Source organism: Streptomyces aquilus, from assembly GCF_003955715.1.
Taxonomy (GTDB): Bacteria; Actinomycetota; Actinomycetes; order Streptomycetales; family Streptomycetaceae; genus Streptomyces; species Streptomyces aquilus.
On sequence record NZ_CP034463.1, the window covers coordinates 7,765,536 to 7,786,161 of the forward strand.

Consider the following 20,626-nt stretch of genomic DNA (forward strand, 5'->3'; position numbering starts at 1 on the left):
TAGCTCTGAAACCCCGGTGTCGGGCGAGCGCCGTACCCTTTCCGCGTGACCACCCCCGACCTCCTCCACCGCGCCCTGCACGACCCCGGCGACCCACCCCTCCGCCCCCTGCCGGACCGGGCGGTGGCGTTGCTGCGCGAGCTGGACGCGCCGCCGCGGCTGGCCGCGCATCTGAGGGCGGTGCACGACGTGGCGTACGACCTCGTGGAATGGGTGACGCGGCAGCACGCTCGACTCCCGCTCGACCGCGACGCCGTGCTGTTCGGCGCGGCCACGCACGACATAGGCAAGACGGCGCACACCACGGAACTCTCCGGCCCCGGCTCGGCGCACGAAGTCGCCGGTCGCGACCTGCTGTTGAGCCACGGCATCGCCCCGCACCTGGCCCGCTTCGCCGCCACCCACGCGAGCTGGACCGCGCCGGACGTGACGATCGAGGATCTGCTGGTCAGCCTCGCCGACAAGGCCTGGAAGAACAAGCGCGTCCCGGAGCTGGAGGACCTGGTGGTCAGGTCGCTGGCCGAGGCGGGCGGGCGGACGGCGTGGGAGGAGTTCCTCGACCTCGACGACCTGCTGACGGCCGTGGGGGAGGGGGCGGAGGCGCGGCTCGCCTTCCAGGGGGCGTATCCCGTGTGACGGGGTCAGAAGCCGGTGAACGAAAGTACGGCCACCCGAACCGGTGTTGCGACGGCACGCTATTGACGCCCGTTCTCTTCCGCGCCAACCGTTTACACCCGCCCCCATTCGCGCTACCTTCCGCCACAGGCGGGGTGGGAGCGCTCCCATGCGGGTGGACCGGAACCCATCCGAAGGGGGACCACCCACCCCGCCCCTTCGCACACGCATCCGCACGGCCCGTACCTCAAGGAACGGACTGGACTGTCATGATCCTGACAAAATCAGTGGCGTCCCCAGGTCGCCGATTAGTGCTCCCGACTCGCGCCAGAGCCCTCTTCCTCGTCCTGGTCTCCCTGCTCGCCGCCATCCCCGCCGTCGCCCTGGTCGTCACGACCGGCGGGCAGGCGGAGGCCCACGGCACCCCGATGAAGCCCGCCAGCCGTACCTTCCTGTGCTGGCAGGACGCGCTGACCGACACCGGTGAGATCAAGCCGGTCAACCCGGCCTGCAAGAACGCCCAGGCCGTCAGCGGCACCACGCCGTTCTACAACTGGTTCTCGGTGCTCCGCTCGGACGGCGCCGGCCGCACCCGCGGCTTCGTACCGGACGGCCAGCTGTGCAGCGGCGGCAACACCAACTTCACCGGCTTCAACGCCCCCCGCAACGACTGGCCGTTGACCCACCTCACCTCGGGCGCGACCGTCGACTTCTCCTACAACGCCTGGGCGGCACACCCGGGTTGGTTCTACGTCTACGTCACCAAGGACGGCTTCGACCCGACCAAGACCCTCACCTGGAACGACATCGAGGACCGGCCCTTCCTCTCCGTCGACCACCCGCCGCTGCACGGCAGCCCGGGCACGGTCGAGGCCAACTACTCCTGGACCGGGCAGCTTCCGTCCAACAAGTCCGGCCGCCACATCATCTACATGGTGTGGCAGCGCTCGGACAGCGCGGAGACCTTCTACTCCTGCTCCGACGTCGTCTTCGACGGCGGCCACGGCGAGGTGACCGGCATCCACGAACCGGGCAACCCGTCCGAGCCGGTCCCCGGCGCCTGCACCGCGACCCGCAGGACGACCGGCAGTTGGAGCGGCGGCTACCAGTCCGAGGTGACCGTCACCAACTCGGGCGACGTCCCGATGCTGGGCTGGATGGTCGACTGGACGCTGCCGAGCGGTCAGAAGGTCGACAGCCTCTGGAACGGCAACGCCACCTACACCGGCCAGGACGTGATGGTCCACAACGCCGACTGGAACGGGTCCCTGAGTCCAGGGAAGAGCGCGACGTTCGGATACGTCGTGACCGGCTCCGGCGGTGATACGGCGACCACGTTGCCCTGTCGCGTCGGGTAACCCCGGCCGGCGTGCGGACCCGGTGGGCCACGAGCCGCCGCTCACCGGGTCCGTCGGCGATGACATGATGGCGGGCATGACGTTCACGATCCGCATGACCGTGCCGGCCGCGTCCCGAAAGGACGATGCCGCGTAGGCGCCCCGGCGCGCTGCGCGCCGCTCGACCCTCCCGTGCCCCGCGATGGGGCCTTCCCCCGGCCCGTATCCATGGCCTCTCCACCCGAACCAGCCTGGACATAGCCCGTGTTGAAGGGCTCCCGGACGACTACTACGTCTACGCCGGCGCCACCGACCGGGCCCTGCGGCGCTACCGCCAGTTCCTGCAACCGGCAGGCCGGCGGCCCCGCTACCCGCAGGACGCGGAGTGCTCCTGCCGCGGCTGCTCCTTCGACGACGTGCGGCACGCCCGCGACGTACTGGCCGAGGTCCTCACCCGACTGCCTCCTCGCCCACGCGCCGAACTCGCGCGTGTCGTAGGCGACTTGGACGCCACGTACCTGCGACGCACCCTCCCCGACCCCTTCGCCGCGGAGCGCCGATGGCAGGGCGACCTGTGGTGGCGACGCCGACTGGCGGGCGGCCGGGAGGACCCGCTCCCCGACCCGAGGACCCCGAGGTCTCGCCGACGCCGCCGATGACGTACACCCATGAACAGGCGGGGGCGGGGGCGCCATCGCCAGACCCGCGGACGGCGTGCACCAGCGACCGGGCTTGGCGGTGGCGCCGGGCCCACCGATCAGGTGCACGGGTGACTGGGCCTCGCGGTGTCCCCGGGCCTGCGGATCACGTACGCCCGCGACCGGCCTCGGCGATGGTGCCGCGGCCGCCGATCACGCCCACGCGCGACCGGCTTTCGCCATGGCGCCGCGCCTGCCGATCACCGTCACGTGCGACCGGGTCTGGCGGTGTCCCCGGGCCTGCGGATCACGTACGCCCGCGACCGGGCCTGGCCATGGTGCCGCGTCCGCCGATCACGCCCACGCGCGACCGGCTTTCGCCATGGGGCCGCGCCTGCCGATCACCGTCACGTGCGACCGGGTCTGGCGGTGGCCCGGGGCCTGCCGACTACGTACGCCCGCGACCGGGCCTGGCCATGGTGCCGCGGCCGCCGATCACATCCATGCACCCGCGACCGGCCCTCGCCCCGACGATCAGCGGCAGGGCGTCGAGCAGCGCGAGGGCGGACGGCACCATGCAGCCGGGCAGCCGGCGGCGAACTCGTGGCGCCGCACCCACCGATCACCGCCACACGCGACCGGGCCTGACGGCGGCGCCCCGCCTGCCGACCACGTTCGCCCGCGACCGACCCCGGCCATGCCCCCGCGCCCGCCGATCGCACGCACCCGCACCCAGCCCCGCCCACGCCACCACACCCCGCCCCCTTCCAGGCGCCCCGACCACGCCCGTGTGACGATGGCCGGCCTACCGTCCCTGTTCCGATGCGTCAGTCGAGGTCGTCGTCATGGCCAAGCCCGAGGCCCGTGTGCCCATCCGGAGCAACGCGCGGTCCAACCGGGCGAAGATCCTGGCCGCCGCATGTGAGCTGCTGGGGCAGAACCCGGACGCCACGCTGGAGGAGATCGTGCAGGCCGCCGGTGTCGTACGGCGGACCGTGCACGGGCACTTCCCGGGCCGCGTGGCGCTGCTGGAGGCGCTCGCGCAGGAGGCGTCGGAGGCGTTGCGGGCGGCTTCCGCGCGGTGGCCGGACGGGACGGAGGAGCCGGAGCACGCGTTCGCCGGGTTCGTGCTCGCGGTGTGGCCCGAGGGTGACCGCTACCGGCTGCTGCTGTCACTGGCGGCGCAGAACCTGGGGCAGGAACGGGTGACCGAGGCGGTGGCACCGGCCCGCGCGGCGGCCCTCGCGATCCTGGAGCGCGGCCGGCGGGCCGGGGTCTTCCACGACCGGCTCCCCGCGCCCGCGCTCAGCGCCGCGAGGGAGGCGTACACCCTCGGTCTGCTGGAGGCTGTCACGGCCGGTCTCTGGGAGGGGACGGGGTGCGGGCCGCGGTGACGAGTCTCATCGCCGTCGGTGTGCCGGTGGAGCGCGCGGAACGCGTGGTCGCGGAGGTCGTCGCCACCGGGCGGGAGTGAGGCGCGCGGTGCAGGGTTCGGTCTCGGTCGTCCCTGGAGGCTCAAGGGCGGACCCGGTGGACACCCCCACCGGGTCCGCGAGCCGGGCAGGCGAGGGGGGAGTCTCTGCCCGGGTGTGGAGTGGCTGAAGACGGCGACAGCGGGCGGGTCGGACAACGTTGTCGAGTGGTCTAAACCTCACCCTACCGCGTCAATGGACCGCGAAGTCAAGCCAGTTGGGTGTGACCCGTCCGAGTGGCTCCGCGGTGCTGTCGGACTGGTGCTCGCGACCGCGCATGGTACGGCTGGCGCACGTGAAGCCCCTGATGCTTGCCGCCGCTCTGGCCATGGTGTTGGCCGGTGTCGCCGCCGCGCCCGCCGCGCCCGCCACACCCCTCGCACCTCCTGAGCTCGTCGACGACCCCACTCCTTACGTCGATCCCCTCATCGGCACCCGCAACGGTGGCAACGTCTTCCCCGGCGCGGTCACCCCGTTCGGCATGCTCTCGTGGAGCCCCGAGAACACCCGCGGCGACGCCACCCGCACGGCGGCGCCCGGGGGTTACCACTACGACGCCACCCGCATCCGGGGCTTCAGCCTCACCCACATGTCCGGCACCGGGTGCGCGGGCGGCAGCGGTGACATCCCGTTCTTCCCGTACGCCGGACAGGTCACCTCTTCGCCCGCGAGCGACACCGGGGACGAGGTGTACGCCGCCGACTTCGACCACGCCGACGAGACCGCCGAAGCCGGCCACTACAAGGTCGCCCTCGCCTCCGGCGTCACCGCGGACCTCACGGCCACCGCCCGCACCGGCTCGGCCCGCTTCACCTACCCGGCCGGCCGACCCGCCTCGCTGCTCGTCCGCACGGCCAACTCCGAAGTGGGATCGACGGATTCGACGGTCGAGATCGACCCGCAGAGCCGTACCCTCTCCGGCTCCGTCACCTCCGGCAACTTCTGTGGCCACCTCGACCCGGAGGGCCGACGCGCCTACTACACCCTGCACTTCACCGCCCGCTTCGACCGCGCCTTCAAGGCGACCGGCACCTGGCGGGACGACCGGCTCGACCCCGGTTCCCTCGCGGCGAGCGGCGGCACCGGCGGTTTCGCCCACGGCGGCCGGCCGGTCGCCGGCAAGGGGGCCGGGGGGTACGTCGAGTTCGCGCCGGGGGACGGACCGGTGAACGTCAAGGTCGGTATCTCGTACGTCAGTCGGGCGGGCGCCGAGGCGAACCTGGCGGTGGAGAACCCGCCGTACCGCACCTTCGACGCCGTACGGGAAGGGGCCCGCCGGGCCTGGCGCGACGACCTCGCCGCCGTCCGTGTCGGCGGCGGCACGGATGCCGAACGCAGCATCTTCTACACGGCCTTGTACCACTCGCTCCTGCACCCGAACGTGATCAGTGACGCCGACCGCAGGTATCGCGGCGCCGACGGCGAGGTGCACCGGACCGGGCGCCGGGCGCAGTACGGCACCTTCTCCGGCTGGGACGTCTACCGCGACCAGGTGCAGCTGCTCACGCTCCTCCAGCCGCGTACCGGCTCCGACATCGCCCAGTCGCTGTACGAACTCGCCGAGCAGAACGGCGGGATCTGGGACCGCTGGCTGCACGGCGCGAGCGGCACGCATGTCATGAACGGCGATCCGTCGGCCGTCGCGCTGGCGGGCATCCACGCCTTCGGAGGCACCGGCTTCGATCTGTCCGGGGCGCTGGACTCACTGGTCCGCGCGGCGACCGTACCGACCCCGCAGGATCTGTCCGCCGCCGGGAAACCGGTCCTGTCGGTGGGGCAACGGCCTTCTCTCGACCGGTACGTGAAGCACCACTACATGCCGTCCGCGTCCAACGCCTGGGGCGGTGCCGCCGAGACGCTGGAGATGTCCGGCGCCGACTTCGCCCTCTCGCAACTCGCCGCGGCGGCAGGGGAGAAGGGCGTCGCCGTCGAATTCGCCGGGCGCTCCCAGTGGTGGCAGAACAACTTCAACATCGGTGCCGACCCGAGCGGCGGCTACATCGCCAACCGCAAGGACGACGGGAGTTGGGTCACGGGCTTCACCCCGGCCACCGGCAACGGGTTCGTGGAGGGGACGGCCGCCCAGTACACCTGGATGGTCCCGCACGATCCGGCGGGGCTCTTCGCCGCGATGGGCGGGCGGGACGCGGCCCGCGGCCGGCTCGACTCCTTCTTCCACGCGGGCGACGGCAGTTGGGCCTTCACCGGGAGCGGCGGCGAGAAGGCCGAGCTGGACAACGAGCCTTCGATCAACGTGCCCTACCTGTACGACTACGCGGGCGCCCCGTACCGGACGCAGGAGACCGTGCGCGCCGCCGTGCGGCAGCTGTGGTCGGCTCGGCCGGGCGGCATCCCGGGCAACGACGACCTCGGCGCGATGTCCGCCTGGTACGTCTTCGCCGCCCTCGGCATGTATCCGCAGGTCCCCTCCCGTGCCGAACTCGTCCTGGCCTCACCGCTGTTCCCGCGGATCGAGATCGACCGCCCCGACGGCAACGACATCTCCGTCCGCGCGGAAGCGGCCGCCGTCGACGCGCCGTACATCCACTCCCTGCGCGTCGACGGACGTACCAGTGAACGGCCTTGGCTGCCGGCGACCTTCGTACGGGACGGCGGTCGCCTCGACTACACGCTCTCCCGCACAGCCGACCGCGCGTGGGGCTCGGGCGCCGATGCCGCCCCGCCCTCCTTCCGCGAGGGCGAGCAGCCCTACCAGGTCGGCATCGGGCCGACCGCGGCGACGCTCGCCCCGGGCGGGAGCGTGAAGGTCGCCGTTCGCGCGCTCGCGCTGAGCGGCGGTGCCGGGCCGGAGGTCCGCTTCAGCGTCGACGCGCCGGCGGGGATCGAGGCAAGTCCCGTCGAGGGAACCGCCGTTGACGGGGTTCAGGAGATCACGCTCAGTGCCGGCGAGGACACCGCTCAGGGCTTCTACGACGTCGAGATCGCCGTCGGCTCGTACGCGCAGCCGGTCTTCCTGACCGTCGCCGCCCCCGGCAGTCTTCTGGCCGCCTACGACGGCACCGGGATCTCGGACGACTCCGGCGACCACGACGAGGCCGACTTCGACGGCGGCGGCTGGAGCTACTCCCGCCAGGCCCTTGCCGCGGCCGGGCTGAGCCCGGGCGGTCAGGGGCGGGTGGGCGACGGCCTCGGCTTCACCTGGCCCGGCTCGCCGAACGGGCGGCCGGACAACGCGGCCGGGAATGGACAGACCGTGCAATTGGCCGCACCTGTCCGCCAGTTGGCCTTCGTCGGCAGTGCGGTCAATGGGGATCAGCGGGGCCGTGCCACCGTCACCTACACCGACGGCAGCTCCGACACCGTCGACCTCTCCTTCAGCGACTGGACGCTCGGCGGGGGCGGCGGCAGCGTGCGGTACGGCAACGAGGTCGTCGCGAGGACCACGTACCGGAACGTCCCGGGCGCGGGGCGGGAAGCGGTCGCCACGTACGTCTTCGCGACCGAGCCGTTCAGGGCGCCCGAGGGGATGGCCGTGGTGAGTGTGCGGCTGCCCCGTGAGCCGGACCTGCACGTGTTCACGCTGGCGACTCGCTGAAAAGCCCGGCCAGCCAGTCGAGTTGGCGGCGGACATGGACCGCGTCGCCGCCCTCGTGGCCGTTGTACGGGTAGGCGTGGATCTCCTTGCGCGGGTCGGCGCCGGACAGTTCGGCCCAGCGGTTGAAGGCCGCGTACGCACCGCTCGGCGGGCAGACCGTGTCGCGCAGGCCGACGCCGAAGTGGGCCGGGGCGTGGGCGCGACGGGCGAAGGAGACGCCCTCGACGTAGGACAGCGTGCGGTACGCGGCCTCCTCCGCGCCCCGGTGCACGGAGAGGTAGCTGCTGATCTCGCCGTACGGGTGGGCGTCCGTGAGGTCGAGGGCGCGGCGGATGCCGCACAGCAGCGGGGCGGTGATCAGGGCCGCGGCCAGGTCGGGGACGAGCCCGGCGACGGCGAGGGCCAGGCCGCCGCCCTGGCTGTTGCCGACGGCGACCGTGCGGGAGGCGTCCACGCCGGGCAGGGCGCGGACCGCGGTGACCGCGCGGACGGCGTCCGTGATGAGGCGGCGGTAGTGATAGTCGCGGGGGTGCAGCAGACCGCGGGTCATGGGACCCGGACCACCGGGGGCCTGGGCGTGCGGGTCGGGGGTGGCGCCGCCGTTGCCGTACTGGTCGCCCTGACCGCGGTTGTCCATGAGCAGCACCGCGTATCCGGCGTTCACCCAGGTCAGGCGCTCGTGCGGGAGGCCGCGGCCACGGCCGTAGCCCGCGTACTCGACGACCGCGGGCAAGGGTCCTGGCACCCCGGCGGGGCGGGAGAACCAGGCGCGCACCGGGTCGCCCGCGAAGCCCCGGAACGTCACGTCCCAGCACTCGGTGAGCCGCAGGCCGGTCTCCACCGGCTGCACCGACACCAACACCTCCTCCTGGGCGGCCTCCTTGAGGGTCCCGTGCCAGAACTCCTCGAAGTCGGCGGGCTCTTCGGGGAGCGGGCGATGGTGCGCCAGTTCCGTCAGCGGCAGGTCGAACGCGGGCACGAGGCACCTCGCAGGAGTCGGTCGACACATGGAAACTTGCGGAGATTACTGCGCTGCGCCTCCGGGTTCTACCCCGTGCGCCAAGGACTTCAACTCCGTACATCCGCCTCGGAAGACCACTGCAACACCCATTGACAGCGCTTTCCATGTGCCTTTAGGTTGCCGCGAAGTTACCGGTAAGAGCTCGAAAGTTTCGGTTCAACTCCCTCTCCTGAGAGGACCGAGCCATGAGCACGTCCACCAAGTCGGCCTCTCCGCCCGGCGTTCAGGACCCGCCCGCACCCGCTCCACCGCGCAAGCTCTCCGCACGCGTCAGCTGGCGACGGGCGCTGCGCCGCGACTGGCAGCTGTACTCGCTGGCGGTGCTGCCGCTGCTGTTCTTCCTGGTCTTCCGCTATCTGCCGATGCTCGGCAATGTGATCGCCTTCCGGCGCTTCGAGCCGGGCGGCTCGATGTTCGGCGAGCAGTGGGTCGGCCTGCGCTATGTCGAGATGTTCCTCAGCGACCCGACCTTCTGGCAGGTCTTCCGGAACACTCTGTGGCTCGGCGGACTGACCCTGGTCTTCTGCTTCCCGGTGCCGATCGTGCTGGCCCTGCTGCTCAACGAGGTGCGCAGGCGGGCCCTGAAGCGGTTCGTGCAGTCGGTGTCGTACCTGCCGCACTTCCTGTCGATCGTGATCGTCGCCGGCATCACCTTGCAGATCCTCGCCACCGACGGCCCGGTCAACCACGTCCTCGGCCTGCTCGGCCACGACGAGATCCGGTTCATCCAGGAACCCGAGTGGTTCCGCACGATCTACGTCGGCTCCGAGATCTGGCAGACCGCCGGCTGGGGCACGATCCTCTACCTCGCCGCGCTTACCACCATCGACGAGGACCTGTACGAGGCCGCCCGCATCGACGGCGCCGGCCGCTGGCGGCAGACCTGGCACGTCACCCTGCCCGGCATCCGCCCCACCATGATCACGCTGCTGATCCTCAACGTCGGCACGTTCATGGCGGTCGGCTTCGAGAAGGTCCTGCTGCTCTACAACCCGCTGACCTACCAGACCTCCGACGTGATCTCCACGTACGTCTACCGGACCGGCGTCGAGTCCAACAGCTTCAGCTACGCCGCCGCCATCGGCCTGTTCGAGGCGGTCATCGGCCTGGTCCTGATCACCTCCGCGAACCAGCTCTCGCGGCGCACGGTGGGGACCAGCCTGTGGTGAGGCCGAGCCGCTCCTACCGGGTGTTCCAGGGCGTCAACGGGGTGATCCTCAGCCTCGTCGTGGTCGTGACCCTGTATCCCTTCGTCAACATCGTCGCCCGGTCCTTCAGCGGGGAGCGGCAGATCCGCGCCGGCGAAGTGACGTTGTGGCCGAAGGGGTTCAACCTCACCACGTACAAGATCGTGTTCCAGGACTCGATGTTCTGGCGCAACTACGGCAACACCGTGTTCTACACGGTCGTCTCCACCGCCGTCGCGATGATCCTGACGACCTGTTACGCGTACGTCCTGTCGAAGAAGCACCTCAAGGGCCGCACCGCGCTGGTCGGCATCGCCGTGTTCACCATGTTCTTCACCGGCGGTCTGATCCCCAACTACGTGCTGATCACCACCCTCGGCCTGAAGAACAGCGTGTGGGCGATCGCCCTGCCCAACGCGATCAGCGTCTTCAACCTGCTGGTGATGAAGGCCTTCTTCGAGAGTCTGCCGGGGGAACTGGAGGAGGCCGCGCAGATCGACGGGCTGAGCACCTACGGCATCCTGCTCAGGGTCGTGCTGCCGCTGTCCAAGGCGGTCGTCGCGACGATGGTCCTGTTCTACTCGGTGTCCTTCTGGAACTCCTGGTTCAGCGCGTTCCTCTACATGGACAGCTCGGACCTGATGCCGGTCACCGTCTATCTGCGGAACATGATCCTGGGCGCCACCGGCGGCTCCAACGCCGGCGCCGGCACCGAGCAGCTCAGCCAGGTCGGCGCGAACATCCAGGCGGTGACCATCGTGCTCACCTCGCTGCCGATCCTCTGCGTGTACCCGTTCGTCCAGCGCTACTTCGTCTCGGGCGTGATGCTCGGCGCCGTCAAGGGCTGATCCCCCCGACTCACCCAAGGAACAAGGGAGTTCCCGTGAAGAACGCAGGAGAACTGTCGCGGCGTCAGATCCTGGCGGCCGCCGGCTTCATCGGTCTCGCCGGCCTCACCGGCTGCGGCAGCGGCGACGACGGCGGCGACAGCAAGGACCTCTCGAAGAAGCAGAACGGCGCGATGAAGGAGTACCGCGCCGGGCAGCGGTTCAAGGCCGCCAAGCCGCTGTCCTTCTCGATGCTGCACAACGACAACCCGGTCTACCCCTACAAGAGCAGCTGGCAGTTCTGGAAGGAGGTCACCAAGCGCACCGGCGTCACCCTGAAGCCGCTCGACGTCCCGCTCGCCGACTACGAGAAGAAGCGCAGCGTCCTCATCGGCGCGGGCGACGCCCCCTTCCTGATCCCCAAGACGTACCACCCGGGCGAGGTCCCCTTCGTCTCCTCCGGCGCGATCCTGCCGGTCAGCGAGTACGTGCACCTCATGCCCAACTACCAGGACAAGGTGAAGAGGTGGAAGCTCGAACCCGAGCTCGACTCCATCCGCCAGTCCGACGGGAAGTACTACCTGCTGCCCGGCCTGCACGAGAAGCCCAAGGCCGGCTACTCCCTCTCCTTCCGCACGGACGTCCTCGACAGGCTCGGCCTCGCCCTGCCCGGCACCTGGGACGAGGTGTACTCGGTCCTGAAGGCGCTCAAGGCGGAGTACCCCGACAAATACCCGTGGACCGACCGCTGGAGCGTCAACACCCCCTTCCCCTGCGGTGCGTTGTTCCAGTACCTCGGCCAGTCCTACGGGGTGAAGGCGGGCTGGGCGTACGACAACCTCAGCTTCGACACCAAGGCGCAGAAGTTCGTCTTCACGGCCACGCAGGACAACTACCGGGCGATGGTCGAGTACTTGAGGAAGATCGTCGCGGAGAAGCTGCTCGACCCCGAGAGCTTCACCCAGCAGGACGACCAGGCGACGCAGAAGCTGCTGGCCGAGAAGTCGTACGTCATCAGCGCCAACCCGCAGGAGCTGGTGCAGAACTACCGCTACAACCTGGAGAAGCAGGTCAAGGGCTCGAAGATCGAGATGGTCCCGGTGCCGCTCGGACCGGCGGGCCCGGTCGTCCTCGGCGGGGTCCGGCTGGAGAACGGGATCATGGTCTCCAGCAAGGCCCTCAGGAGTGACAGCTTCGTCGCGATGATGCAGTTCGTGGACTGGCTCTGGTACTCGGACGAGGGCCAGAAGCTGTGCAAGTGGGGTGTCCAGGGCGTCACTTACACCGAGTCCGGCGGCAGCTACAAGCTGAAGCCCGGCATCTCCCTCATGGGCTCAGACCCGGACGCCCCGAAGGACCTCCAGAAGGACTTCGGCTTCTTCAACGGCGTCTTCACCTACGGCGGCAGCTGGGAGCTGGTCTCCTCCAACTTCGGCCCGGACGAGAAGAAGTTCCAGGACGCGATGTCCCAGCGCGAGGAACTGCCCATCGACCCCGCCCACCCCCTTCAGTCCGTGGAGCAGGAACAGGCCACCCTCTGGGACACCCCGCTCAAGGACCACACCATCCAGAACACCCTGAAGTTCGTCCTCGGCAAGCGGCCGATGTCCGAATGGGACGCCTTCGTCACCGAGTTGAAGGCGAAGAACCTCCAGCAGCTCGTCGACCTGCACAACAAGGCCTACGACCGGTTCAAGAAGGAGAACGGATGATCCACGTCCCCGCCGAGCCGACCGGTGAACTCTCCGACGCCTGGCGCCACTGCGTCGGCACCGGCCGCATCGAACTCGCCCTGCGCCGCGACTACCAGGACTCGCTGCGGCTGCTCCAGGACGAGATCGGCTTCCGGTACATCCGCGGGCACGGCCTGCTGAGCGACGGCATGGCGGTCCACCGGCCCTACGAGTGGCAGGGCGCCCGGCACGTCCACCACTCGTTCACCTACGTCGACCAGGTCGTCGACGCCTACCTCGACCTCGGCATCCGGCCGTTCCTCGAACTGGGCTTCATGCCCGAGGAGTTGGCGTCGGGCAAGCAGACGGTCTTCTGGTGGAAGAGCAACGTCACCCCACCCCGGTCGCACGAGGAGTGGGCGGACCTGGTCCGCGCGACCGTCGCCCACCTCGTCGACCGCTACGGCCTCGACGAGGTGCGCACCTGGCCCATCGAGGTGTGGAACGAACCCAACCTGGCCGACTTCTGGGAGAACGCGGACGAACAGGCGTATCACCGGCTGTACGAGGTGACGGCGGCCGCGGTGAAGGAGGTCGACGCCGGGTTGCAGGTCGGCGGCCCGTCGCTCTCGCCCGGGGCGGACGACTGGCTCGGCCGCTTCGCCGAGTTCGCCGAACGCCGGGACGTGCCCGTCGACTTCGTGTCCAAGCACGCCTACACCTCGGGCCCGGCGGACCATGTGCCCTTCGGCACCCATCAGACGCTGGCGCCCGCACAGGACCTGCTGGACCAGTTCGCCACGCCCCGGGACCTGCTGAAGGGCACCCGGCTCGGCGGACTGCCCGTCCACATCACGGAGTTCAACTCCTCCTACCGCCCCGACAACCCCGTCCACGACACCGCCTTCCACGCCGCCTACCTGGCCCCCGTCCTGGCGCACGGCGGCGACCACGTCGACTCCTTCTCCTACTGGACGTTCAGCGACATGTTCGAGGAGGCCGGTCCGCCGACCGCGCTCTTCCACGGCGGCTTCGGACTGCTCACCCACCGGCAGGTGAAGAAGCCGACGTACCACCTGTACGCGTTCATGGCACGCATGGGCCCCCAGCTGCTCGCCCGCGGCGACGACCATCTGGTCACCCGGCACACGGACGGCCGTGTCACCGTCCTCGCCTGGGCACCGGTCGACGCGACCGGGGAGACGCCGGGGCCGGAGCGGCACCGGCTGAAGCTGTCGGTACCGCTGAAGGACGCGGGGGAGGCCTTCGTGCGACGGTCCAGCGTGGACGAGGAGCACGGCAACGCCCGCACGGCCTGGCAGCGGATGGGCAGCCCCCGCTCCCCACGCCCGCACCAGCTCGACGTGCTCCACGAGGCGGCCGAGCCCGGCCGACGTCATCTGCGGCTGCCGGTGGCGGACGGCCGGGTGGAGCTGGACCTGACGCTGAGCCGTCACGAGGTGACGTTGGCCGAGGTCAGCGCGGTCGTGGACGAGGCCCCCGCGTGGGCGGACGAGCGCCGACTGCTCGGCGGGGAGCCGCGATGACCCCCCGAACGGATCCGCGATGAGCACACCGTCGTCCGCCGCCTTCGGTGCCGGCTCCCTCTCCCGCGCCGCCGCCCTCATCCACACCCTCCTCACGGTCGAGGCCCTCTTCCTGGCCGCCGCGAGCCCCGGTCTCGCGGGCCTCCTCCTGCTGGGCGCCGACCCGTCGAACCTCCCCCTGGCCGCCGTATGCCTGCTCCCGCTCGGCCCGGCCGCCTCCGCCGCCGTCTACGCCGTCCACCACCGCGACCGCGACCTCACCGACCTCCACCCGGCCCGCGCCTACCGGCGCGGCTGGCGGCTCAACGCGCTCCCCGCGCTGCGACTGTGGGCGCCGCTGCTGGCCTGGCTCACGGTCATCGCGTTCACACTCACCCACTTCTCCGCGTCCGGGCTGCCCGGCTGGTGGGCGGTCCTGCTCGGCGCGATCGGGGCCGGTTCGCTGCTCTGGGGAGCGCACGCGCTCGTCCTGACCTCCCTCTTCAGCTTCCGCACCCGCGACACCGCCCGCCTCGCCGCGTACTTCCTGTTCCGGCACGGGCGTGCCACCCTCGCCGCCGGCTCGCTGCTCGTCCTGTCCGCCGCGGGGACCGCCCTGCTGACCGAGGCCCTGCCCGCCCTGCTGGCCGCCCCGCTCCTGCTGTCCCTGCTGCACGGCAGCCGCGCGGTGATCGCCGAGACCGAGAGGGACTTCACCGCATGACCGGCAAGATCCCGTACGGCGGTGACTACAACCCCGAGCAGTGGCCGCGGGACGTCTGGGACGAGGACCACCGCCTCTTCACCCGGGCCGGCATCGACACCCTCACCGTCGGCGTCTTCTCCTGGTCGCTCACCCAACCCGCCGAGGAGACCTACGACTTCACGGTCCTCGACCGCGTCCTCGACCGCGCCGCCGCCGAGGGCCGCCAGGTCTGCCTGGCCACCGGCACCGCCGCCCTCCCGCCCTGGCTCGCGAAGAAGTACCCCGAGGTCAACCGCACCGACTTCGAGGGCCGCCGGCACCGCTACGGCCAACGCCACAACTTCTGCCCCAGCTCACCCGCCTACCGCCGACTGTCCACCGCGATGGCCGGACGCCTCGCCGAACGCTACGCCGACCACCCGGCGTTGCTCGCCTGGCACATCAACAACGAGTACGGCGGCGCCTGTTACTGCGAGCGGTGCGCGGACGCCTTCCGCGACTGGCTCCGCGACCGGTACGCCACGCTGGACGCCCTCAACGACGCCTGGTGGACCACCTTCTGGTCGCACCGCTACACCGACTGGGCCGAGATCGAACCGCCCAGCGCCCTCACCGAGCACTGGCGGGGCCCCGACCACACCGCCTTCCAGGGCATCACCCTCGACTACTTCCGCTGCACCACCGACGCACTGCTCGGCTGCTTCCTCGCCGAGAAGGAGGCGATCCGGCGGTACGACCCGGAGACCCCCGTCACCACCAACTTCATGGGCATGTTTCGCCCCCTCGACTACCACCGCTGGGCACCCCACCTCGACTTCGCGTCCTGGGACAGCTACCCGCCCCTCGACGCCCCGCCCACCTGGCCCGCCCTGGCCCACGACCTGATGCGCGGCCTCAAGGACGGCGCCCCGTTCTGGCTCATGGAGCAGACGCCGTCGACGACCGCCTCCCGGGACGTGAACCCCCTGCGCAGACCCGGCGAGTTACGCCTCGCCACCTTCCAGGCGATCGCCCACGGTGCCGACGCCGCCCTCTACTTCCAGATGCGCGCCTCCCGCGGCGCCTGCGAGAAGTACCACGGGGCGGTCATCGGGCACGCGGGCCGGGACGACACCCGCGTGTTCGGAGAAGTCGCCGACCTGGGAAAGGAGTTGGGGCTCCTGGGTGACACGACCCTGGGCGCCCGCACCACCGCCCGCACCGCTCTGCTCTTCGACTGGGACAGCTGGTGGGCCCTGGATATCTCCGACGGCCCCTCCCGGCTGGTCAAGTACCAGGAGGTCGTCCACACCTACTACCGCGCTGCCCGCGAGGCCGGCGCCGACGTGGACGTCGTACCGCAGACCGCCGACCTGACCGCGTACGACGTGGTCCTCGCCCCCGTGCTCCACATGGTCAAGGGCGACCTCGCCGGCCGCCTCGAAGCCGTCGCCGCTCGGGGCGGCAGCGTCCTGACGACCTTCCTCTCCGGCCGCGTCGACGCACACGACCGCGCGTTCCTCACCGACGTCCCCGGCCCGCTCGCCCCCCTCATGGGCGTCCGCGTGGACGAATGTGATGCACGGCAGCCTGAAATCGCCCAGTCCATACCGGAGTTGGGGTCCGAGGCACGCCTCGTCTTCGAGATCGTCCAGCCGCGCGGCGCCGAGCCGGTCGCCACGTACGGCGGCGACTTCTACGCGGGCACACCGGCGGTGACCCGCAACGCCTGGGGGGACGGCGAGGCCTGGTACGTCGCCACGGCCCTCGACCAGCCCGGTGTCGACCAGGTGATCCGCCGCATCCTCACCCGTCACGACCTGCTCGGCCCGTACGCCGACCACCCGGCCGTGGAGACCGCGACCCGCGTCGCCCCCGACGGCACCCGCATCCTCTTCGTCCTCAACCACGCGACGGAAGCGGCCCCCTTGACCGCCCCCGCCACGGTCACCGACCTCCTCACCGGAAAGCGGGCCGAGAAGGGCGCCCCCCTGGCCCTCGACCCCCTCGGCGTGGCCGTGCTGCGGCTGCTCAGTTGATGACGACGACACGTGCCCAGGACGGCGGGGTGTCCGGGACGTAGTCCGGGTCGTGCTCGTTCACGCCCCGCGCGGGACGCGGGAAGAGCCCGACGACGGTCCGGCAGGGCGGGGCCTCGGACGGCCAGGGGGTCTGGCCGTCCGTCAGCGCGACGATCACGTCCGGGCGGGGGTGGGAGCGCAGTGCCCGGGTGAAGCCCGAGCGCAGGTCCGTCCCTCCGCCGCCGATCAGTTCGATGTCCTCGGCGCGGCAGAGCGGGGCGGCGAGTCCGGCCGCCGCGTCGCAGGAGATCACCGAGACCAGGTCGCGCCGGCCGCCCACGGCCCGTGCGATCGCCGCCACCTCCAGCAGCGCGCTGCCCAGCTCGGCATCGCTCACCGAACCGGAGGTGTCGATCACCACGCACACCCGGGGCGGGGTGCGGCGCAGACTCGGCAGTACCACCCCGGGGACGGCGGCCGAGCGGCGGGACGGACGACGGTACGTGTGGTTCTCGCCCACCCCCGGCGCACCCGCCGCCGAGCGGATCGCCGCGCCCAGCAACTGCCGCCAGGGCTGCGGCGGATGGAACGCCTCGTCGGCCCAGCGTCGCCAGCCCTCCGGAGCCTCGCCCGGCCGCCCCTTGATCCCCTCGGCGACCCGGAAGCGCACGGCGTCGCGCTGCTGCCGGGTCAGCCCGTTCGCCCCGTCGGGGCCCAGTTCCCAGGGCCGCGCCTGTCCGTCGGCACCACTGCCGCAGTCCAGCCAGGCGAGGTCCGCGGCGAGCCCGGACATCGACGACGTGCGCAGGTATTCCTCCATGAGGAGGCCGTTGTCCAGGCCCAGCAGTGACGGCAGGACCGCGCCGAGGGGGTGGGGCAGGCCGTCGCCGTAGATGTCGTCGTTGATCTCGAAGTCGGCGGCGATGTTGCGGCGCAGCCTCTCGCCGGGGCCGTACTCCTCGTTCTCCCGTGCGTAGCGCTCGCCCCTGCCGTGGTGGTCCCGGAGGAGATGGGACACCTCGTGCACCCAGACGCCGGCCAGTTCCTCGACCGGCATGCGGGCCACGAAGGCGGGGGAGACGTAGCAGCGCCAGTGCGCGTCGACCGCCATCGTCGGCACGGACCGGTCCTCGACGACGTGGAGCGCGAAGAGGGCGACGGCGAGGTAGGGGCGGACCTTGACGGCGTGGAGGCGGGCGGCGAGCAACTTCTCCATGTCCAGGGGGAGTTGTGAGGCCTCGCCGCCGGTCCTCGGCGGCTGTGTCAGCGTCGCCCGCACCGGGCGCGGTGGGGGAGGCGGCGGCATGGGGCGCGGTACGGGCCGACCCGCAGCCCTCGTCATCGACCCGCCCCCAGCCCGGCCTCGACCCGCTCCACCGACCGTTCCGCCCGGTCGGCGATCCCGACCACCTTGGCCAGCCGTTCCACCGCCGCCGGCACCTCCCACTCGTCGCGCCGCAGCCCGGCCAGCGCCTTGGCCGGGGCGACCAGCAGATCCGGGGCGCCGGTCTCCATGGCCCGGACCAGCACCGCCCAGCCCGCCTCCCAGCGCTCCCGTTCCGGCCGGGCGCCGACCGCCGCGACCACCGCCTCCAGCGCGGCCTGCCGCAGGTCGCCGCGCTCGGGCAGCTCGGCGGCCGGCGGGTCGGCCAGCAGTGACTCCGGGTCCGGGAGGTCCATCCGGTCGAGGTGGGCGAGCAGTTCGAGGCCCGGCCCGTCACCGACCGCACCCCGCACCAGCAGCGCCAGCACCTCACGGGAGACGTCGGCCGCCGTGCCGAAGGCGAGCAGGGTCAGCGCGGTCTCCCAGCTGCGCGGCGAGGGCCAGGCTCCACCGCGCCTCGTCTCGGTGCTCGGGAGCCGGTGGATCAGCGTCGGCCGGGCGTGCAGGAAGCCGCAGACCGCGCGCCGCGCGAACGCCACCGCCTCCGCCAGCCGCGCCGGCTCCAGCCGGGGCAGTTCGGCCCGGGGCCACACCCCGCCGAGGCCCCGCACCACCACCTCCCGGTCGTGCACCCAGTACAGGTGCACGAACCGGTTGGCCAGCGGCGGGCTCAGCTCCCAGCCGTCCGCCGCCGACGCGCGCGGATTCGCGGCGGCCACGATCCTCACCCCCGGCGGCAGTTGGAGCGCGCCCACCCTGCGCTCCAGCACGACCCGCAGCAGCGCGGCCTGCACGGCCGGGGTGGCGGTGGACAGTTCGTCCAGGAAGAGCAGCCCCCGCCCGGCCCGGACCAGCTCCACGGCCCACTGCGGCGGAGCCATCGGCACCCCCTGCACCGCGGGGTCGTCGCCGACGATGGGCAGCCCGGAGAAGTCGGTCGGTTCGTGGACGCTGGCGATCACGGTCGTCAGCGGCAGGCCGAGGGAGTCGGCGAGCTGCGTCAGCGCCGCGGTCTTGCCGATGCCGGGCTCGCCCCACAGCAGCACGGGCAGGTCGGCCGCGACGGCGAGGGTGAGCGCTTCGAGCTGGTCGTCGGGGCGGGGCTCGGTGCTGGTGGTCCGGAGCAGCTTCAGGAGGTCGTCGGCGAGGGCGAGTTGAGGGTTGGCGGGCAGGAGGGCGTGCGAAGTCATGGGCATCACCTGAGGGGTGTGAAGGGGTCCCGAAGGGGACCTCGGAAAGGGAAGAGGATCAGACGGTGAGACCGGTACGCGGCCGGGTTCGACGGCTCAGCCTGCGGCGCATCTCGGGAGGCATCCGACGGTCGAGCCGGGGACGACGCCCCTCCTCGGCCACGTCGGCGGCGGGGTGCTCGGGGACCAGCCCCGAGCGGTAGAGGCCGTGGTCGAGGCGGCGGGCCGCGGCCGACTCCAGCTCCTCCCGGAGCGGACCGTCACGCAGCACGGCACCGGGGCCGAGCAGCCCCTCGACGACGGCCAGCGCCCCGACGACGTCGCCGTGACCGAGCCGCTCCCGCACCGCGGGCAGCTCCTCGGGGTTGCGGTGCACGGCGTCGATCGCCCGCAGACAGGGCAGGGGCGGTCCGCCGAGCGCCACCAGCAGTTCCTCGCGGCGCAGTTGGGCGGGGTCGTGATCGACCGCCGTCAGCACGCCGTCCCGCAGCGCGATCCGATGGACCTCGCCCCGGCACTCCACGCGATGCGGATCGCGCGCCGCGGCGACGGGGGCACCCTGCCCCACCTCCGCCGGGCCGTGCGCCGCCAACGCGGCGGCGACGAGCGGATGCAGCCGGTCGACCGGGACCAGTCCGGCCCGTACCAGCTCCAGATCCGGCAGCACCCGGGCCGCCGCCTCGGGCAGCACCGGCAGCGCCGCGACCTCCTGCGGAGGCGGCTCCTTGCGCAGCGGCCGGACCGTCGGCGCATGACTGTCGTCGGGCGCGACGAGCTCCAGCACGGCACGACTGCGCGGACCGAGCCGCACGGTGAAGGCCCCACGGGAAAGACCGTCGGCGCGAAACAGCACCTCCGCCTCGGCGGCCCAACGGGCCGTGGCCCACGAGGAGTCGCCGGCGAGGCACGGCACCCCCGCCCACGAGGAGTCGTCGGCGCAGCGCGACGCCAGCTCGCCGCTTCGCCCCGCATCCCACAGATGCCGGTGCAGATCGAGCCGGAAACGCCGGTCGGGATACGGATGCGGATGGTGTCCGGGATCGCTGTCCCCGGACTCCTCCCACAGCGCGAGCGCCATCCGCTGCCCGGCGTCCGCCCAGGCCGGTGGCGTCCGCACCACCAGCTGGAGCGGTACGGCACCCCGATAGCGGGCCAGGGTGAGCGTGAGGCCCGGCCGGAGCCGCCCGTCGGGGGCGATCCGAGGCATGTGCCAGCGCAGCAGATCCGGCGCCAACCGGCGCAGATCCGCACGGAGTCGGGCGGTGACTTCAGTGCCGTGACGACGACGCACGGCGCGCAGATCGAGATCGACGTCGACCCGGGCGGCGGCGCAGGCGCCCGCCCAGTCACCGGCGGTGCGCCGGACCGTCGAGGTCTCGATCATGGACAGTGGCACGGCGTACTCGCGTACGCGCTGCCACATCAACAGGCGGGTCGGAATCCCGTTCGCGAGGTGGGCTGCCATCAGCACTCACCTTGAGCGAACGAGTCCCC

15 protein-coding genes are annotated in these 20,626 nt (G+C 71.7%); 11 read left to right on the forward strand and 4 right to left on the reverse strand.

The features are described from left to right. Window positions 1-45: 45 nt before the first annotated feature. The 5 genes from EJC51_RS35785 (at window position 46) to EJC51_RS35805 (ending at window position 7,618) form a co-directional block, all read left to right on the forward strand. Complete coding sequence (locus EJC51_RS35785; protein ID WP_126274831.1) at window positions 46-636, forward strand: HD domain-containing protein; 591 nt, start codon at window positions 46-48, stop codon at window positions 634-636. Between the two features lie 248 nt (window positions 637-884). Then, entirely contained in the window at window positions 885-1,973 is a 1,089-nt protein-coding gene (locus EJC51_RS35790; RefSeq protein WP_126274832.1) for a lytic polysaccharide monooxygenase auxiliary activity family 9 protein, read from the forward strand. A gap of 125 nt (window positions 1,974-2,098) precedes the next feature. After that, complete coding sequence (locus EJC51_RS35795) at window positions 2,099-2,611, forward strand: hypothetical protein (RefSeq protein ID WP_207924825.1); 513 nt, start codon at window positions 2,099-2,101, stop codon at window positions 2,609-2,611. 824 nt (window positions 2,612-3,435) lie between these two features. Beyond that, window positions 3,436-3,984: a TetR/AcrR family transcriptional regulator gene (locus EJC51_RS35800; protein ID WP_341870690.1), complete on the forward strand. Its 549-nt coding sequence runs from the start codon at window positions 3,436-3,438 to the stop codon at window positions 3,982-3,984. Between the two features lie 385 nt (window positions 3,985-4,369). Then, complete coding sequence (locus EJC51_RS35805; RefSeq protein ID WP_126274833.1) at window positions 4,370-7,618, forward strand: GH92 family glycosyl hydrolase; 3,249 nt, start codon at window positions 4,370-4,372, stop codon at window positions 7,616-7,618. Here EJC51_RS35805 and EJC51_RS35810 read toward each other — a convergent pair. Next, window positions 7,599-8,597 (reverse strand): acetylxylan esterase, encoded by a 999-nt coding sequence (locus tag EJC51_RS35810; protein ID WP_126274834.1) that lies wholly within the window; start codon window positions 8,595-8,597, stop codon window positions 7,599-7,601. The two genes, EJC51_RS35805 and EJC51_RS35810, sit on opposite strands and share 20 nt — an antisense overlap. A gap of 227 nt (window positions 8,598-8,824) precedes the next feature. On the opposite strand from EJC51_RS35810, the gene EJC51_RS35815 reads away from it, so the two are divergent. The 6 genes from EJC51_RS35815 to EJC51_RS35840 are packed head-to-tail and all read left to right on the forward strand — an operon-like array spanning window position 8,825 to window position 16,576. Then, window positions 8,825-9,808 carry an ABC transporter permease gene (locus tag EJC51_RS35815; protein WP_126274835.1) on the forward strand — a complete coding sequence of 328 codons (984 nt, stop codon included), beginning with the start codon at window positions 8,825-8,827 and terminating at the stop codon, window positions 9,806-9,808. Further along, window positions 9,802-10,674: a carbohydrate ABC transporter permease gene (locus EJC51_RS35820; RefSeq protein ID WP_126274836.1), complete on the forward strand. Its 873-nt coding sequence runs from the start codon at window positions 9,802-9,804 to the stop codon at window positions 10,672-10,674. Before EJC51_RS35815 ends, EJC51_RS35820 begins: the two co-directional genes overlap by 7 nt. A 35-nt stretch (window positions 10,675-10,709) precedes the next feature. Then, window positions 10,710-12,365 carry an ABC transporter substrate-binding protein gene (locus tag EJC51_RS35825; RefSeq protein WP_126274837.1) on the forward strand — a complete coding sequence of 552 codons (1,656 nt, stop codon included), beginning with the start codon at window positions 10,710-10,712 and terminating at the stop codon, window positions 12,363-12,365. Next, window positions 12,362-13,873, forward strand: a complete 1,512-nt coding sequence (locus EJC51_RS35830; protein ID WP_126274838.1) for a GH39 family glycosyl hydrolase — start codon at window positions 12,362-12,364, stop codon at window positions 13,871-13,873. Before EJC51_RS35825 ends, EJC51_RS35830 begins: the two co-directional genes overlap by 4 nt. Before the next feature lie 19 nt (window positions 13,874-13,892). Continuing rightward, the gene (locus tag EJC51_RS35835) at window positions 13,893-14,576 is read left to right on the forward strand and encodes a hypothetical protein (RefSeq protein ID WP_126274839.1); all 684 of its coding nucleotides are present in this window, start codon (window positions 13,893-13,895) and stop codon (window positions 14,574-14,576) included. Next, a complete protein-coding gene (locus EJC51_RS35840) occupies window positions 14,573-16,576 on the forward strand; it encodes a beta-galactosidase (RefSeq protein ID WP_126274840.1) in 2,004 nt (667 codons plus the stop codon). The genes EJC51_RS35835 and EJC51_RS35840 overlap by 4 nt, the downstream gene beginning before the upstream one ends. On the opposite strand, the gene EJC51_RS35845 is transcribed toward EJC51_RS35840, so the two are convergent. The 3 genes from EJC51_RS35845 to EJC51_RS35855 form a co-directional block, all read right to left on the reverse strand. Beyond that, window positions 16,569-17,774 (reverse strand): vWA domain-containing protein, encoded by a 1,206-nt coding sequence (locus tag EJC51_RS35845; RefSeq protein WP_126277263.1) that lies wholly within the window; start codon window positions 17,772-17,774, stop codon window positions 16,569-16,571. The genes EJC51_RS35840 and EJC51_RS35845 overlap by 8 nt on opposite strands. 122 nt (window positions 17,775-17,896) lie before the next feature. Beyond that, a complete protein-coding gene (locus tag EJC51_RS35850; protein ID WP_126274841.1) occupies window positions 17,897-19,132 on the reverse strand; it encodes an AAA family ATPase in 1,236 nt (411 codons plus the stop codon). 58 nt (window positions 19,133-19,190) lie between these two features. Beyond that, a complete protein-coding gene (locus EJC51_RS35855) occupies window positions 19,191-20,597 on the reverse strand; it encodes a hypothetical protein (protein WP_126274842.1) in 1,407 nt (468 codons plus the stop codon). Between the last annotated feature and the right edge of the window lie 29 nt (window positions 20,598-20,626).

Coding starts and splice junctions, on each gene's coding strand:
- EJC51_RS35855 (WP_126274842.1), bottom strand. CDS start 20,597: ATGGCAGCCCACCTCGCGAACGGGATTCCGACCCGCCTGTTGATGTGG.
- EJC51_RS35800 (WP_341870690.1), top strand. CDS start 3,436: ATGGCCAAGCCCGAGGCCCGTGTGCCCATCCGGAGCAACGCGCGGTCC.
- EJC51_RS35815 (WP_126274835.1), top strand. CDS start 8,825: ATGAGCACGTCCACCAAGTCGGCCTCTCCGCCCGGCGTTCAGGACCCG.
- EJC51_RS35790 (WP_126274832.1), top strand. CDS start 885: ATGATCCTGACAAAATCAGTGGCGTCCCCAGGTCGCCGATTAGTGCTC.
- EJC51_RS35850 (WP_126274841.1), bottom strand. CDS start 19,132: ATGACTTCGCACGCCCTCCTGCCCGCCAACCCTCAACTCGCCCTCGCC.
- EJC51_RS35805 (WP_126274833.1), top strand. CDS start 4,370: ATGCTTGCCGCCGCTCTGGCCATGGTGTTGGCCGGTGTCGCCGCCGCG.
- EJC51_RS35835 (WP_126274839.1), top strand. CDS start 13,893: ATGAGCACACCGTCGTCCGCCGCCTTCGGTGCCGGCTCCCTCTCCCGC.
- EJC51_RS35830 (WP_126274838.1), top strand. CDS start 12,362: ATGATCCACGTCCCCGCCGAGCCGACCGGTGAACTCTCCGACGCCTGG.
- EJC51_RS35845 (WP_126277263.1), bottom strand. CDS start 17,774: ATGGAGAAGTTGCTCGCCGCCCGCCTCCACGCCGTCAAGGTCCGCCCC.
- EJC51_RS35840 (WP_126274840.1), top strand. CDS start 14,573: ATGACCGGCAAGATCCCGTACGGCGGTGACTACAACCCCGAGCAGTGG.
- EJC51_RS35795 (WP_207924825.1), top strand. CDS start 2,099: ATGCCGCGTAGGCGCCCCGGCGCGCTGCGCGCCGCTCGACCCTCCCGT.